Genomic DNA, 16,318 nt, shown 5'->3' on the forward strand with positions numbered 1-16,318 from the left:
CGGGCGCTAGGGCGCCGTCGCAGTCACCACGCGAGGCGGCACATAGCCCTGCTGCTGCGCCACAAATCCATCGAAGGCAGCGATCAGCGGATCGTAGCGGTGCGGCGCGCCCTCCAACTGGGCCAGCGCGTAGCAGCTCGCCTCCAAGGTCGACAACTGGTCCGGCAGATGCGCCTTGCGGATCAGGTAGTGCGACGGCGGCGTGTCGCGCAGCTGCAGGCGTGGCAACTGCTGCAACAGCGGATTCAGATACAACATCTTGCGGCTCTTGCGCCAGGTGCCATCCAACACCACGAGGCGCAAACGCTGCGGCTCACCCATCCACTCGGGGTCGAAGGGCGGCGGCGGCGGGATGCCGAGCGAGCGCTCGTCCGCCGTGTCCGGGTACAGCAACACGGCGCGGCGGCGGTCGCTTTGCAGCAGCGCCAGCAAAGCCTCTGGCGCGAAGGTCTCGCCCACCACCATCGCACTGCGCTGCAGGCAAAGATCCAGCAACCGCGCGCTGCCCTTGGCGTTGGCCACCTCCAGCGGATGCTGCAACAGCAGCACGTCGACCAGGTTCGGCAGCGCCGTCACCCAATGGCAGATGCAGGTTTGCTGCGGCCGCTGGCAGCGGTCGCAGAGAACGCGGCGGGCGCGTGGAAGAGGGTGGGATTCGGCGGCATGGGACATAGGCCGCCATTGTACCGCCGCCACAAGCGCAATGGCGTCACTCCGCCGCCGCGCCGGCGCCGAGCAGCTCCGCCAATCCGGCCATCGCGGCGGGGTCCTTGATCACCTCGCGCAACCACAAATGCAGTGGCAGCTCCCCCCAATGCGCCGCCTTGTCGGCCAGGTACGCGACGGGACTATGCGGCTCGGTGCGACGGAAGAAGTCGGCCACTTGGCGCAGCTGCGCCAGCGCCTGCGCGCGGTTCTGTAACGCGCCATCGACACGGTTGGCGGAGAACGCCCTACCCTCGCCGGCTGCGGCTGCGGGCGTGGCGCTGTCGCCCGCGTCGGCCCTGGCGACCAGCGGCGCAATCGCGTGCAGGGCGCCGCGTAGTGCTTCGCGCGCCATGCTGAAGCCGGGACCGTCGGCGCCCAAACGCTGGTCCAGCACGCGCTCCAGCTGCTCCAGCATGGCCAGACAATACTCGGCGTCGGCCAGCAGCTGGTCATTGAAAGCGGACGAATTACGCCGGCGCTCCGCCTCCATCTCGGCCAGTGTCGGGTCGATGACGGCGGCCACGCTCCACGGCTGGCCGGCGTCGACCGGGACGCCGGCCGAGCGCTGCCGCGCCAGCTCGAAATCGGCCAAGCTGAAGGGCTGGCCCTCGGTCAGCGGCATTTCGCGCACCAGCGGCGGCGTGCGCGACAACAGCCAGCACAGGTTGCCGATGCGCTGCTCGTAATCGCCATCGTCGGCGGCCGGATGCAAACCGTCCCAGTACTGTTCGCACAGACCCGCCAGCAGCGCGTAGCCCTCGCCAAGGCCACGGAAGTGGTGGCTCTTGGCGCGCGCCTCGGCCAACCACACCGCCAGGCGCAGGTCCTTGCTCTTGGCCGCGATCAGCTTGGCGCAGCGGCTGGCCACCAACGGCCAATCGGCCTCCTTCAACGCCACCACCCACTCGCCCTGATCCAGGCTGGGGTCGTCGTGCTGGCGCGCCTTGGCGATGTCGTCCACTTCGCTGCTGAAGGAAATGTCGTCGCCGCAGGGGCTGGCCACGCTGATGGGAACGAGCAGTTGCGCGATATTGAACATGGTGGTCCTCCGCGATGGTGCTTACTGGCGCTTACTGGTGCGCTACTCGATGGTGTACTTGAACTGGTCCTTGCCGTCGACGCCGGCGCGGATCTTGTTGGTCGCCGCGCCGTCGACCATGCGCGCCAGCAGCGCCTCGGCCAGTTGCGGCAGCAGGCTGCCGTTAAGGATATGGTCGACGTTGCGTGCGCCGGAGTCGACTTCGGTGCAGCGCGCCAACACCGCCTCCACCAGCGCCTCGTCGTAGCTGAACTCCGCTTGGTGGTTGGCTTGGATGCGCTGGCCGATGCGGTCCAGCTTGAGGGCGATGATCTGCGCCAGCACCGTGTCGCCGATCGGATAGTAGGGCACCACCTTCAAGCGGCCGAGGAAGGCCGGCTTGAAGTGCTTCATCAACTGCGGCCGCAGCAGCTGTTCGAGCTCCTCGGCCGAGGGCAGTTCCGCCGCCGGCTTGTTCAGGCAGGCCTGCATCAGCGCCGCCGAGCCGGCGTTCGAGGTGGCGATGATGATGGTGTTGCGGAAGTCCACCTCGCGGCCCTCGGCGTCCTCCAGCACGCCCTTGTCGAACACCTGGAAGAACAGTTCGGTCACGTCCGGGTGGGCTTTCTCGATCTCGTCGAGCAGCACCACGCTGTAAGGGTTGCGCCGCACCGCCTCGGTCAGCACGCCGCCCTCGCCGTAGCCGACGTAGCCGGGCGGCGAACCCTTCAGGCCGGACACGCTGTGCGCCTCCTGGTACTCGCTCATATTGATGGTGACCATTTTGCGCTCGCCGCCGTACAGCAGGTCGGCCAGCGCCAGCGCCGTCTCGGTCTTGCCGACGCCGGACGGGCCGACGAACAGGAACACGCCCTTCGGCTTGTCCGGGTCGTCCAGGTTGGCGCGCGAGGTGCGCACGCGCTGCGCCACCGCCTCGATCGCGTGCGGCTGGCCCAGCACGCGCTGGCGCAGCGCGTCCTGCAGCCGGAGCACGCCGCGTATCTCGTCGCGCACCATTTTGCCGAGCGGGATGCCGGTCCAGCCGGAGACGATGGCGGCGACGACATGGCCGTCCACCTCCAGCGGCAGCATCGGCGCGTCGCCCTGCAGCTGGACCAGCTCCTCCCTGAGCGCCCGCGCCGCCTGCGCCTCGCCGCACGCCTGCAGCTGGGCTATCTCGGCGGCGATGGCCTTCTCCTGCTCCCAGCGCTCGGCATGCAAACCATGCTGGCATTGGTATTCCTCACGCGCCTGGCGCAGCTGCCGCAGGCGCGCGCGGTGTGCGGCCCCGTCGGCGCCAATGTCGGCGTCTTCGCGCTCCAGCGCGGCGATTTCGGCGCCCAAGCGCGCCATGCCGGCGGCGGCCAGCTCCAGCTGGGCCGGTGCCGCGCTCTGCCCCAGCGCCACCTTGGCGCAGGCCGTATCGAGCACGCTGACCGCCTTGTCCGGCAACTGGCGCCCGCTGATGTAGCGCTGCGACAGACGCACCGCCTCGGTCACCGCCTCGTCGCGCACGCGGATCTTGAAGTGGCGCTCCATCAGCGGCACCATCGCGCGCAGCATGGCGCAGGCCACCTCCGCCGACGGCTCTTCCACCTTGACCACCTGGAAGCGTCGCGCCAAGGCCGCGTCCTTCTCGAAGTACTTCTTGTACTCGCTCCAGGTGGTGGCGGCGATGGTGCGCAATTCGCCGCGCGCCAACGCCGGCTTGAGCAGGTTGGCGGCGTCGTTCTGACCGGCCTGGCCGCCGGCGCCTATCATCGTGTGCGCCTCGTCGATGAACAGGACGATGGCGTGCGGGCTTCTCTTCACCTCCTCGATGACCTGCTTGAGGCGGTTCTCGAATTCGCCCTTGACGCTGGCGCCGGCCTGCAACAGGCCCATGTCCAGCGTGTGGATCTGCACGCCCTGCAGCACCGGCGGCACGGCGCCGGCGGCGATGCGCAGCGCCAACCCCTCGACCACGGCGGTCTTGCCGACGCCGGCCTCGCCGGTCAGGATCGGGTTGTTCTGCCGCCGCCGCATGAGGATGTCGATGGTCTGGCGGATCTCCGCCTCGCGGCCAATGACCGGATCGAGCTTGCCCTCCCGCGCCAGCCGACTCAGGTTGCTGGTGAACTGGTCCAGCGCCGGCGTGCGGCTGGCGCTCGGATCGACCATCTCGCCGACGGCGTCGGCATCCGCCGCCGCGGCCAACTGTTCTTCCTGCGAGCCGTGGGCGAATTTGTCCAGATGGTGCTTGAGCTGGTCGAGCGGGAATTTGCCGAACAGGCGCGAGCCGCGCTGCGCCAGTTGGGCCAGGTCCGGCTCGGTCAGCAGCGCCAGCAGCAGATGGCCGCTGCGGATATTGTCCGGCTGCGGCGTGGCCAGCGAGGCGATCAACCAGGCGTGCTCGAACAAGGTCGGCAGATGCCGGGAGAACACCGGCGTGCGGCTGCTGCCGCTCTTGAAGCCGGCCACCTCGCGGCGCAGGTCGGCCTCCAGCGCGCCCGGGCTGATGTCGCACTTGCGGGCGATCTGCACGAAGTCGCAGCGCTCCTGCTCGAGCAGGGCCAGGAACAGGTGTTCGATGTCGACCTCGTACTGCCCCAGGCCGACGCAGATGCTGGCGGCGCGCGTGGCGGCCAGACGGGTGGTGTCGTTCAGCTTGCCGATCAGGGTTTTCAGATTGATGCTCATGCTGGTGCTCCGCCTGCGCTACGATTGATCGGATGCGCGGCCGCTTGCGGCCCGCGCGACGGCAGCGCGGCGGCAATGGCGCCGGCTTGCACAAAGGGGATGTGGCGGGGACAGCGTGGCGAAATAGGCACAAGCGGCGCGGCGGGACTGGCCGCGCCGCGCCGCCGCCCTCAAACCGCTCAGACGATGCGGTTGCTGGACAGGTCCCAGCCGCCGGAGGTGTTGCCGCCGGCGCCGCCGGTGATCTTTTGCTGGGTGTACTTCCAGCGCACCTTGGAGAATTTGAAGCCGACCTGTTCGGTCAGAATGTCGCCTTCATCGACGCTGGGCGAGACCGCACCGATCAACACGTTCTCGATCTCGATCTCGTAATATTTGACCCGCTCGCCCTGGGCGTCGGCGCGCATGAACTCGAACCTGGCCTTGGGGATGGTGCGGCCGGCCGCGCAGGTTTGCAGCAGGATCGGCGAGGACAGGTCGGCCAGCTTGGAGATGACGATGTCGCGATGCTCGCAGCGTTCGGCGGTGTGGCCGCCGCCCGTCGAGGCGGTGGCCGACTTCGGCTGCTCCACGCCCCAGCTGACCGATTTGCATTCGATCCAGTCCTTGTGGCGGTCGTCGGCCGACTCGCCCTTGATGCCGTCGATGTACAGGTAAACGTCGATTGCCATTGCATGCTCCTCATGTGGGTGTGGTGGGAATGTCAGCGGTTGGTCGTCTGCGGCAGCTCCGCGACCAGTCGGAGGGAAACGGACAGCTCGTCAAGCTGGAAGTGCGGCCGCAAGAAGGACACGGCGCGGTACACGCCGGGCCGGCCGGCCACCTCGTGCACCTGCACCGACGCTTCGCGCAGCGGAAACTGGGCCTTCTGTTCCTGGCTGGCGTTATCGTCGAGCAGCACGTACTTCATCAGCCAGCGGTTGAGGAAGTCCTCCACATTGCTGGCGGCGGTGAAGCTGCCGACCTTATCGCGCATCATCGCCTTCATGTAGTGGGCGATGCGCGAGACGGCGAAAATGTACTGCAGCTGCGACGACAACACGGCGTTGGCGTTGGCCGCGTCGCTGTTGTACTTCTTGGCCTTCTGCGCCGACTGCGCGCCGAAGAAGGCGGCGTAGGAAGTGTTCTTGCAGTGGACCAGGGAGATGAAACCAAGGTCGCTCAGCTCCTTCTCGCGCCGGTCGGTGATGGCCACCTCGGTCGGACACTTCAGCGCCACCTCGCCCTCGTCCGTCTTGAAGGTGTGGGTGGGCAGATCGTCGACCAGGCCGCCGCCCTCGACGCCGCGGATCGCCGCGCACCAGCCGTAATCGTCGAAGGCCTTGGTCAGCTTGGCGCCGAAGGCGTAGGCGGCGTTACACCACAGGTATTTGTGATGGTCGCTGCCGTCGACCTCCTCGACGAAGTTGAAGCCCTCGACGGTGGTGCCGTCGACCGGGTTGAACGGTAGGCGGCCGAGGAAACGCGGCAGCGTCAGGCCGACGTAGCGCGCGTCCTCCGACTCGCGGAAGGCCTTCCACTTGGTGTATTCGACGGTGTCGAACACCTTCGACAGGTCGCGCGGCTTGCCCAGGTCGCCGTAGCCCTCCAGGCCGAACAGCTCGGGCGCGGCGGCGGTGATGAAGGGCGCGTGCGCGGCCGCCGCCACGTGCGACATCTGCTCGACGAAGTAGATGTCCTCCGGCTGGCGCGAGATCTCGAAGTCGCCCAGCAGCGCCGCGTAGGGCGCGCCGCCGAAGGTGCCGAACTCCTCCTCGTAGACCTTCTTGAACACGGCGCTCTGGTCGAACTCCAGCGCGCTCTGGAAGTCCTTCACCAGCTCGCGCTTGGTGGCGTTGAGCATGCGGATCTTCAGCCCCTGGCCGGTGGCCGAGTTGCGCACCAGGTAGTGCAGGCCGGTCCAGCTCTGCTCCAGCTTCTGGAAGGCCGGCGCGTGCATGATGGCGCTCAGCTGGCTGGAGATCAGGCCATCCAGTTCGGCCACGCGCGCGTCCAAGGTCGCCGACAGATTCTGCGACATCACCACCGTCCCCTCCAGCACCTGGCTGACCAGCTCGGAGATGATGTCCTTGGCGCGCGCGTGCTCGACGCTGGACTTGGCGATCTTGCTCTGTTCGACGATCTGGTCGAGCAGGTTGACCTGCTGCGCCGTGGCGGCAGGCGATGCGGCATTCAATTGAGCGGACATGTCATTCCTCCTGCGCCGGTTGTTTGGCCTTCAGCTGCGACAGCTGGTCGGTGTTGTTGAGCACATCGGTGAGGATGTCTTCCAGCTTGTCGTTGCCGGCCAGTTTGTTGCGCAGGTCGGCCAGCTTGCCGCGCGCCTCGAGCAGCTTGCGCAGCGGCGCCACCTGGCGCACCACCGACTCGGGTCGGAAATCGTCCATCGTGCGGAAGCGCAGCTCGACGGCGAACTCGCCCTCCCCGCTCAGTTGGTTGGACACCAGGAAGCGCGCCACCGGGGCCACGCCGCCCAGCACCTCGTCGAAATTGCCGCTGTCGATGTTGACGAACTTGCGGTCCTTCAGGCGCTTCTGTTCGAGCGCCGAATTGCCGCCGAAGTCGCCCACCACGCCGACCACGAAGGGCAGCTCCTTGTTCTCCATCGCGTCGCCGATTTCCACGTCGTAGGTCATCTGCACCCGTGGCGGACGCACCTTGCTCAGGCGCTTTTGCACACTGTCTCCGTTTGCCATAACTACTCCATCAATAAAGGACGGGGAAGGCGCTCACTTGAGGGCGCCGAAAGGATCGCTGCTGTTCGACTGGTTGGCCGACTTGGCCGGCGCCACGGCCGGGCCGGCCGACTTCTTCGCCGGCGCGGCGGCGCGGCGCTGGCTGGCGGCCGACGGCACCAGCACGTCCTCGCCCAAGCTGGAGCGCAGCAGCTTGGCCAGGTCCTGCGCCTCCGAGCGCAGCGGACCGTTCAGATTGTTTTGCTGGCTCAGATCGGCCAGCGCCTTGGTCGACAGGCGCAAGCCGCTGACGGCGACGATGCTGTTACCCAGCTTGTCGCTCGGATCGCGCTGCAAGGCTTCCAGCGCGTGCATGATGGCCTCGCCGTAGCTGGCGCGGTCGAACTTGAGCTGGGCCAGGTGCAGCCACGGCGTCTTGTCGGCCGGGTAGCTGGTGGCGGCGGTTTTCAGGATGCTCTGCGCCCTGTCGCTGTGGCCGGCGGCGATGGCGCTGTCGGCATCGACCAAGGCGCGCTCCAAGGTCGGGACGACCGATTTGTCGCTGCGGACGTTGTCGCCGTCCGTGGCGCAGGCCGACAGCAGCAGGGCACAGGCCAGGCTGGATAAAACGTGTTTGGGATTCATCAACGAATCTCCTTTGTCAAAAAGAAAGGAAAGCTGCTTTGGGGGTGGAGGCCATTATTAATCAACGGTTGGGTGCGCAATTGCGGTGGCGCAAGACAAGGGGTTTTGCCGACCGCCGACGACATGGCAAAGCGCCGACGCTTGCGCTGAGGCAAGCATCGACGCCGCGCCGCCGATGAAAAATTCAAGCTGAACAACTTTTGCTTCCCATCAAACAAAGTCCCCCGCTTCGGTGCCAGCATGGTTCGCCATGGCAACCGGAGCGCGACGATGAAACCACTGCTGCCCTACTACGAGCGCGAACTGGCCCTGATGCGGCGCGACTTCCACGGCTTCGCCGAACGCTACCCCGCCGTCGCCGCCGCCCTGCTGATCGCCGACGAGAGCAGCAAGGATCCCCAGGTCGAGCGCCTGATCCAGTCCTTCGCCCTGCTGGCGGCGCGCATCGCCAAGCGCCTCGACGACGACTATCCGCAACTCAGCGATGCGCTGCTGGAAAGCCTGCACCCGGACTACCTGCGCAGTTGTCCGTCGAGTTCCATCCTCCAGGTGGACCTTGCCGCCGCCCGCAAGTTGCCCGAGCTGCCCTGCCGCATTCCGCGCGGCACACTGCTCACGTCCGCCGCCGTGCAAGGCGTGCGCTGCCAGTTCAGCACCCGCGCCGACATCGTCCTAACCGCGCTCAGCGTGCGCCGCGTCGATTTTCATCCGGTCCTCGACGCGCCGGCCAAGCTGCGCCTCGCCGCCGACGTGGGCGCCGGCATCAGCATCCGCATCGACTGCGACGGCGCGGGCGACCTGGCGGCGCAGTCGATGGAACCGCTGCGCCTGTTCATCGATGGCGATCCCTCCTTCTGCGGCGCGCTGCGCGACACCCTGTTCAGCCGGGTCAGCGCCGCCTTTGTCGCCTTCGGCGAACACGGCCCCTGGCTGGCGCTCGACAGCCCGCCGCTGGCCGCCAGCGGCTTCGCCGAGGAGGACGCCTTGCTGCCGCCGTCGCCCCGTTCGCACCCGGCCTATCGCTTGTTGACGGAGTACTTTGTCTTTCCTGAAAAGTTCAATTTCATCGAGTTGGCCTGGCCCGACATGTGCGCGCGCATGCCGGCCGGCTGCCGCAGCCTGACCCTGCACCTGGCGCTGCGCGAGCTGCGCGCCGACTCGCATCTGGCCCAAACCCTGGGCAAACTGAACGCCAGGAATTTGCGCCTGCATTGCGCGCCCGTGGTCAACCTGTTTCCCCGTCCGGCGGTGCCCATCGCGCTCGGCCACACCGAGCCCGACTACGCGCTGCTGGCCGACGCCGCGCTGCCCCAGGGCTACGAAATCCACGGCGTCGAAGCGGCCTGCCTGCTGTCCGAAAGCGCGCTGGGCCAGCAGACCGAGAACGTTCTGCCGTTCAACAGTCCGCATCACGGCCAGAACCTGCATCAGGCGGGCCGCTACTGGCTGACCCGCCGCGACGAGCCGACCGCCGAGCTCAGCCCCGGCCACGAGATCCGCATCGCCCTGGTCGACACCGAACGCGCCCCGCTGGCCTTCGCGGCGCAAACCCTGTCGCTGGAACTGCTCTGCAGCAACCGCAATCTGCCCGCCGCGCTGGCCATCGGCGCGCCCCAAGGCGACCTCGGCGGCGACGGCACGCTCGACGGCCTGCCCCTGCGCCTGCTGCGCAAGCCCAGCGCCGCGCGCCGCTTCGCCTCGGGCAAGGGCGCGCACTGGCGCCTGGTCGCCCAACTGTCGCTGAACCACCGCTCCCTGAGCGGCCTGGGTCTGGACCAGTTCCGCCAGATGCTGTCGCTGTACGACCTGCCGCGCTCGGCCGTCACGCAACGCCAGATCCAAGGCGTGGTCGACCTGCGCTACCAAAGCGTGATGGCGTGGATCGCCGGCCAGCCCCGCGCCGCCCTGATGCCCGGCATACAAATCCGCCTGACCGTCGACGAGGACGCCTTCGTCGGCGGCGGCATCCACCTGTTCGCCCAGGTGCTCGACCGCTTCTTCGGCCTCTACAGCCAGCTCAACGTGTTCAGCCAACTACTCGTCTTATCCCACCAAAGCGGAGAGGAGCTCATGCGATGCCAGCCACGCAGCGGAAAGCACGCCTTGGCGTGATCGAGCAACTGCTCAAGGAACCCCACCGCTTCAACTTTTTCCACGCGGTACGCCTGCTTGAACGCTTGCTCATCGAACAGGGCGTGCCGGCGGACGCGGCCTTGACGGAGTACCTGCAATTCCAGAACAGCACCTCGCTGAGCTTTCCCGCCAGCCAGATCGAATCGCTCTGCGCCGACGCCGACGGCGGCGAGCACCCCGCCACCGAGGCCGCGCTGCTGGCCGCGCTGGCCACCGGCCAACTCGCCCGCATCCGCATCACGCCCAGCTTCATCGGCCTGCTGGGCCACAGCGGCCTGTTGCCGGCGCACTACACCGACCGCATCGCCGCCGCCCAGCAGACGAGGCCGGGGGCGTCCGCCTTCCTCGACCTGTTTTCCAACCGCATGGTGGCGCTGTTCTATCAGGCGTGGCGGAAACACCGGCCCGAGTTGCCGCAACCGGCCGGCGGCCAGCATCCCCTGCTGCCGCTGCTGCTGTCGCTCTCGGGCGCGCCGCCCGGCCGCGACGCCCAGCCCGTGTCCGACCGGACGGCCGCCTATTACACCGCCGCCTTCCGGCAACGCCCGGTCGCCGCCGCCGTGATGGAAAAAGTGCTGGCCGACTACCTCCGCGTGCCGGTGCAAGTCGAACCGAACCTCGGCCTCTGGTACACCTTGACGCCAGGCCAGCGCTGCCGGCTCGGCGGCACGAACGCCCGCCTCGGCGTGCGCGCGAAGATCGGTTCGCGCTGCTGGCGCCGCGACCTGCAGGCGGGCATCCGGCTGGGGCCGCTGAGCAAAGCCCGGTTCGACCATTTCCTGCCCGGCGGCGAAGGCGCGGCCGCGCTGCGCAAGATGCTGTCCATGTTCGAACTGCCCACCATGCAGTTCGAGGTGCGCCTGGTGCTGCGGGCCGCCGATGTGCGCCGCGCCGGCCTGGGCCGGCAAGGCGCCGGCCGCGTCCGGCTGGGACGGGACGCCTTTCTACTGACCGGGCCGGCCGACGGCGACCGCGACGACACCCACTACTTGATCCGTCCCCTGTAGCCAAACGCAAGCCACGCGGACACTGCGCCGGCGCAAAGCGACGCCGGACGCGCCCGTTAGAGTTCCCTTCTACGCGCGCAGCAACAGACAAGGGCCGACATGAACCTGCTTCCGGGCGTCACCGCCCTCCTCTCCGCATTCGACAACGATCCCCAGGGCACGCGCCTGCTGCGCCTGGACTACCCCCGCGGCGACGGCCCGGCCAGCCTGATGCTGGTCAACACCCTGCGCGCCGACGAAGCCGTCTCGCGCGACTTCCACTACGACGTCGAAATCCTGTCCGACGACGCCCTGATCCCGCTCAAGGCCGTCATGGGCAAGATGGTCACCATCTCGCTGGTGCGCGACGACGGCAGCCTGCGCCATTTCAACGGCTACGTGTTCGCCTTCCGCTTCGTCAAGACCGACGGCGGCTTCGCCTTTTATCAAATGACGCTCAAGCCCTGGCTGGCCTTTCTGCGCCTGCGCCACGACAACCGCTGCTTCCACAGCCTGACCTTGACGGAGTTGTGCGAAAAAATCTTCTTCAACTACCTGCAACGCGACCACGCCTACCGCTTCGTCGACGCCGTCCCCATGGTGACGCTGGCCAACCAGTACGACGAAAGCGACCACAACCATTTGCACCGCCGGCTCGAAGCGGCCGGCATGCACTACTGGTACGAGCACCGCGCCGACGGCCACACCCTGTGCCTTGGCGACAACAGCACGCTGGCCCGCCCCATCGACGGCGGCGGCGACATGCGCTACCAGGGCGCGGCCGGCGCGAGGGAAGAAGACGGCATCTCGCAATGGAGTCCGGCGCGCCGGCTCGCCCCCGGCAAGATCACGCTGGGCAGCCACAATTTCAAAAACGCCACCGTCAGGCGCAGCGAGCGGCCCAGCCTGAACCGGCAGGGCGCCGTGCCGCGCCACGACGTCTACCTGTTCACCGGCGCCTACGGCTTCCGCAACGCCGACGGCGAGGCGCTGGCGATACGCCGCATGGAAGAGATCGACGCCGGCGGCCAGGACTTCAGTGTCAGCGGCAACCACCGCGCCGCCGAACCCCGGCGCACCTTCCGCATGAGCGAACACTTCAGCGGCGGGCGCAAGGCCGACGCCTACGGCCCGCCCGGCGAGGACAAGGCCGAACGGGAATACCTGATCTTGTCGGTGTGCCACCACGCCAGCAACAATTACCAAAACGGGCGCGGCGCCCAATCGCACTACAGCAACCAGTTCACCTGTCTGCGCAAGAGCATCCGCTGGCGCCCGCCGCTCGGCTTCCACAGCCGGGACACGCGCATTTACGGCGTGCAAACGGCCACGGTGGTCGGCCCCGAGGGCCAGGAGATCCACACCGACCAATACGGCCGGGTGCGCATCCAGTGGCACTGGGACCGCGAAGGCAAGTTCGACGCCCACAGTTCGCCGTATGTGCGCGTGATGACGGCGTCGGCCGGCGCCCGCTTCGGCCAGATCAGCGTGCCGCGCGTCGGCCAGGAGGTCGTCGTGCAATTTCTCGACGGCAATCCGGACCGCCCCCTGATCATCGGCAGCGTGTACAACGCCGTCAACATGCCGCCGTGGGAACTGCCGGCCAACCAGACCCAGAGCGGCATCCTGACCCGCTCCAGCCGGGGCGGCGACGCCCGCCACGCCAACGCGCTGCGCTTCGAGGACCGCAAGGGGCAGGAGGAAGTCTGGTTGCACGCGGAAAAGGACCAGCGCATCGAGGTCGAGCACGACGAATCGCACAGCGTCGGCAACGACCGCCGCAAGCAGGTCGGCCGCGATGAAACGGTCGACGTGGGGCACGACCGGACCGAGACGGTGGGCAACGACGAGAAGGTCACCGTGCACGGCGGGCGCACGGTGCGGGTCGATCATGACGAGCGGATCGATATCGGCGACAACCGGATGAAGAACGTCGGCCACAACGAGATCGTCAAGATCGGCGGCAGCAGAATCGAGACCGTCATGTTGGCGGCCGTGCAGAACGTCCTCGTGGATAAGGCGACCAACGTCGGTGGCGCCTGCGAAATTTCCGTGGGCATGGCAATGACCGTTCTGGTTGGCTTGTCGAAAACGATCAAGGTGTGCGTAAATTTCCTGATCGACGTCGGAGAAAAGATCAGCATCCTGGCTGGCGAAGAGTTCAGGGTAAAGGTGGGTTCGGCCTCGCTGAGCATGAAGAGCAATGGCGAAGTCCATATCAGCGGCACCAAGGTCACCATCGACAGCAGCGGACCCGTGCAGATTAACGGTAAAAACGTGGACCTCAATTGACGCGGGGAAGCAATGGACTTCGTCAATCACACGCCGTTTCCCGCCCAAGCGTTTGAAGGCATCGACCAGTACCGGCGGCCCTTCCACGTCGTGGTGCTGCGCCAGACCCTGAGCTTCGCTGCCGGCATGCTGGAGTATGCGGACGTGCAGGCGCCGCTATGCGAAGGCGATGTCTGCTTTGGCGAACTGAGTGGAGCTAGCGTGCGCCAGGAATCCGACCTGTGCCACTACAAGCCCAAGTGCGACGTTATCGTCAACGCGACCGCCTATGCGCCACCTGGCAAGCCACGGACATGCTTCCCGGTGCGCCTGCGGGTCGCCAAACCGGACACACCGGCGCCGTTACCGCAGCGCCCCCAGGGCTTGAACCAATTTGAGAATGCCGCGCCCGAGATCATGGCACGCTGGCGAAAAGCGGTTCAGCACGCCGAGCAACATCCCGTTCCGGGTGCGCTACTGATCAACAAAACACTGATCGTCAATGGCCCGCGCCAGTTCAAAAAAAAGGCGGGCATCACGCTGGGCTTGCACGGCATGCTTCGTCTCTCCACGCTGGGAATGCTGCGGTTCAACCCGTGGAAACTGACCGACGCCAAACAGGTCCTAACGCTGCCGCTGCGCTACGAGCATGCCTACGGCGGCGAGTGCCGGATCGGGGCCGGCGATCCGGCCGCGCACCATTTGCCGCATAAACAACGCATCGCTCTCGCCGCACGGACCGCACAGCCTGCGCACGACAATGCACCAGTGCGACCGGCGGCCCTGCATTCGGTTTTCGAACCCAATCCACGCGGGACCGGATACGTCGAACCGCTCTACCTGCGGGCAACGCGCACCAGAACCATCGCCGCACCGCAGATAGAACAATTTGGCACACCGCTCTGTGCCCGCCAGTTCTGGCAAGCGCTGCGCGGACGACTGAAAGATGCGGCACAGGGCAAGCCGAGCGCATTCCAACCCGCCGGCTTCGGCATACGCGCCGGCTCGCACCCTATCCGGCGCGCGCTCGCCGGCACGGTCGATCAAACCTTCATCAACGGCGACGACGCCCTGCCCACGGATTTCGATTTCGCCTTCTGGAACGCCGCCCCACCCGATCAACAAACCGATTTCCTGCACGGGAACGAGACGCTTGAGCTCATCAACTTGTGCGCGGCCGACACGCCGGGGGCGACGCCCGACCGCGACGGCAATACCACGCTGCGGCTAAAGCTGCCGGGCCACGAATGCTTTGTGCTGGGCAGACAAAAGAGCGGCACGCTGTTCCGACAGGCGCTGGCTCTCGATACGGTATTGCTCGAACCGGAAGAGCGGACTCTGACCCTGGTGTGGCGCGGCATACTGCCAAAGGACGCAGACGCGCCATTGCGCTGCTGCGAAGCTCGCATGCATGGCCATGAAGAGCGCGACCTGGCGCAGCGCGAAGTCGATTTTCTGGACCGCAGCACCGGCGCAGCCGAATCGACACAGTCGCGTACGGCCGAGGCGCCGCCATGAGCGACCATCTGAAGTTATCCGACCCAAACGGCGATGTCGAGGTGAGCAAGATCGCCAGCGCATTGGAAGCGGCCGAAGACCAGAAGCGTTTCGAAGAACTGAAGAAAAATATCCACCGGCTCGAACACCTGGTCGCCGAAAAAGAGCGGCAAGCATGGCGTGCCCACCCATCAAAACAAGCCAACAATAAGATCGGCGCGCGCAAGGATTGCGTGTTCAAGGCAAGCTCTTCCGCGCCGTCGTTCAACCTGACACCGGTCGGCCCCAGCATGGTGCCCCGCCCGTATCCGACGACCGTTGATCTGTCCAGCAGTGTCAACGTCGCCTCCAACGTCCGCTTCAACGGCAAGCAGGTCTACACGCTGGGCAGTTCGCAGCCAAGCTGCAAAGGCGACGAGCAAGGCAGCGGCGGTGGCGTCAAATCGGGCACGGTCAACGGGGAAGTCAAACCGGTAGCGGCCAGCAAGTCCGTGCGCGTGGAAGGCGAGCGCGTGGTCAGGGATGGCGACGCCTGCACCATGAACGGAGGAAACAATCCCGGCATCTACGTCACGGTGCCGCCCACCAGCGGCGCGTCCCCCAAAGACGCGCTGGCGACCTCGAACCCGCCAGTCAAACTTGAAACGGTGCAAGAGGAATCCGCGTTCAGGCAATGGCTGCATCGGACGGAAGAGCAATTGCGTCAGGCCGCCCATCATCCGGTGGAAGCGGTCAAAGGCGCGGCCAAGGGCGTAGCCAACATTCCTTCGCATATTTCCGAACTGCTGTTGAAAGCCGCCGCCGAACAGCGTGCCACTGAATTGGATCAATCGGCCGCGACGCAAGCCACATTCGGATGGGCTGAGGCGACAAAAACGCTGTCTGACATGGCGGCGGAAACCAAGCGGCTGGGCGCGAACATTGACGTACCAAAACTCAAGATGGAAAATCCTGCGCAGGAGGGTGGCGATGTGATCGCCACGGCCATTCAGCTGTTCGCCGGCGGCGCCGGGATAATCAAGAGCGCGGCGCAGCGCGTTCTGACGCTGGGCAAGGCCGGGGACGCCGCGCGCGTCGCAGGTACCGGTGGCAAGGCCGCGAAAGGTGCGACCGAGACAAGCACCGTTGGCGGCGCGGAACCAACAGTTGCGCCAGCTAGTCAGACAGGGGATGGTGTCCGCGTCGCAATGAGTTCGGCAGCGCTTCGACGTACGTATCTGAATGAAAAATTGGGGCGAACCGGCAACCTCAACCTCGACATTAACATTCGTGGAAACCAGCAAACCGCTACCAATTTCTTCCTATCCCAAGGCGTCCCAGAGGAATCTATCCCGTCGTACATGACAGGAATTGACTTTACCAAACCTGTTGAATTACAAACCTTAGGTTCCGAAAAGCAACTCTGGCAATATCAAACACCGGGAGCACCGCAAGGAAACTGGTACTCTCTGAGTCCATCGGTAAAACCTACCGAATTAGGAATCAGTCCCCTCGGCTTCAATCGAGCCACCCAAACCGTGGAGCCAAAAGTACTCAATTTATACAAGACAACTCAACCAACAACTGTACTACGAAGCACTTCGGCGAAGGTAGAAGATTTTTGGTCAGTAAAAGAGCAATCGTATCCTACGACGGGTGGTGCTCGACAACTATTTTCAACAAAAAAATCGGTGTTTTCCCCTGAATCACAATAATTTGGTGGAGCT

Annotated in this window: 13 protein-coding genes; 5 read left to right on the forward strand and 8 right to left on the reverse strand. The window is 66.0% G+C overall.

Annotated features, from left to right (window positions below; all coding sequences use genetic code 11):
• Window positions 1-6: 6 nt before the first annotated feature.
• From H7U20_RS11265 to H7U20_RS11300, 8 genes are all read right to left on the reverse strand, one after another.
• Window positions 7-672, reverse strand: coding sequence for a tRNA-uridine aminocarboxypropyltransferase (locus H7U20_RS11265; RefSeq protein WP_199759245.1), 666 nt, complete (start codon window positions 670-672; stop codon window positions 7-9).
• A gap of 37 nt (window positions 673-709) precedes the next feature.
• Complete coding sequence (tssA, locus tag H7U20_RS11270) at window positions 710-1,747, reverse strand: type VI secretion system protein TssA (RefSeq protein WP_199759246.1); 1,038 nt, start codon at window positions 1,745-1,747, stop codon at window positions 710-712.
• Between the two features lie 42 nt (window positions 1,748-1,789).
• Entirely contained in the window at window positions 1,790-4,405 is a 2,616-nt protein-coding gene (gene tssH / locus H7U20_RS11275) for a type VI secretion system ATPase TssH (protein ID WP_199759247.1), read from the reverse strand.
• 179 nt (window positions 4,406-4,584) lie between these two features.
• Window positions 4,585-5,076: an Hcp family type VI secretion system effector gene (locus tag H7U20_RS11280; RefSeq protein WP_199759248.1), complete on the reverse strand. Its 492-nt coding sequence runs from the start codon at window positions 5,074-5,076 to the stop codon at window positions 4,585-4,587.
• Between the two features lie 32 nt (window positions 5,077-5,108).
• Window positions 5,109-6,593: a type VI secretion system contractile sheath large subunit gene (gene tssC / locus H7U20_RS11285; RefSeq protein WP_199759249.1), complete on the reverse strand. Its 1,485-nt coding sequence runs from the start codon at window positions 6,591-6,593 to the stop codon at window positions 5,109-5,111.
• A 1-nt stretch (window position 6,594) separates the two neighbouring features.
• Window positions 6,595-7,101 (reverse strand): type VI secretion system contractile sheath small subunit, encoded by a 507-nt coding sequence (gene tssB / locus H7U20_RS11290; RefSeq protein ID WP_199759250.1) that lies wholly within the window; start codon window positions 7,099-7,101, stop codon window positions 6,595-6,597.
• 33 nt (window positions 7,102-7,134) lie between these two features.
• The gene (locus H7U20_RS11295) at window positions 7,135-7,725 is read right to left on the reverse strand and encodes a tetratricopeptide repeat protein (RefSeq protein WP_199759251.1); all 591 of its coding nucleotides are present in this window, start codon (window positions 7,723-7,725) and stop codon (window positions 7,135-7,137) included.
• Entirely contained in the window at window positions 7,725-7,967 is a 243-nt protein-coding gene (locus H7U20_RS11300) for a hypothetical protein (protein ID WP_199759252.1), read from the reverse strand. The genes H7U20_RS11295 and H7U20_RS11300 overlap by 1 nt, the downstream gene beginning before the upstream one ends.
• Window positions 7,968-7,995: 28 nt before the next feature.
• On the opposite strand from H7U20_RS11300, the gene tssF reads away from it, so the two are divergent.
• The 5 genes from tssF to H7U20_RS30755 all read left to right on the forward strand — a co-directional run bounded on the left by tssF (window position 7,996) and on the right by H7U20_RS30755 (window position 16,306).
• The gene (gene tssF, locus H7U20_RS11305) at window positions 7,996-9,837 is read left to right on the forward strand and encodes a type VI secretion system baseplate subunit TssF (protein ID WP_233410676.1); all 1,842 of its coding nucleotides are present in this window, start codon (window positions 7,996-7,998) and stop codon (window positions 9,835-9,837) included.
• Window positions 9,801-10,865 (forward strand): type VI secretion system baseplate subunit TssG, encoded by a 1,065-nt coding sequence (tssG, locus tag H7U20_RS11310; protein WP_199759253.1) that lies wholly within the window; start codon window positions 9,801-9,803, stop codon window positions 10,863-10,865. Before tssF ends, tssG begins: the two co-directional genes overlap by 37 nt.
• Window positions 10,866-10,964: 99 nt before the next feature.
• The gene (locus H7U20_RS11315) at window positions 10,965-13,136 is read left to right on the forward strand and encodes a type VI secretion system Vgr family protein (RefSeq protein WP_199759254.1); all 2,172 of its coding nucleotides are present in this window, start codon (window positions 10,965-10,967) and stop codon (window positions 13,134-13,136) included.
• Between the two features lie 12 nt (window positions 13,137-13,148).
• On the forward strand, window positions 13,149-14,633 hold the full coding sequence (locus tag H7U20_RS11320) for a DUF2169 family type VI secretion system accessory protein (protein WP_199759255.1): 1,485 nt from the start codon (window positions 13,149-13,151) through the stop codon (window positions 14,631-14,633).
• Window positions 14,630-16,306, forward strand: coding sequence for a polymorphic toxin type 46 domain-containing protein (locus H7U20_RS30755; protein WP_199759256.1), 1,677 nt, complete (start codon window positions 14,630-14,632; stop codon window positions 16,304-16,306). The genes H7U20_RS11320 and H7U20_RS30755 overlap by 4 nt, the downstream gene beginning before the upstream one ends.
• Window positions 16,307-16,318: the final 12 nt, after the last annotated feature.

Source organism: Rugamonas violacea, from assembly GCF_016461825.1.
Taxonomy (GTDB): Bacteria; Pseudomonadota; Gammaproteobacteria; order Burkholderiales; family Burkholderiaceae_D; genus Rugamonas.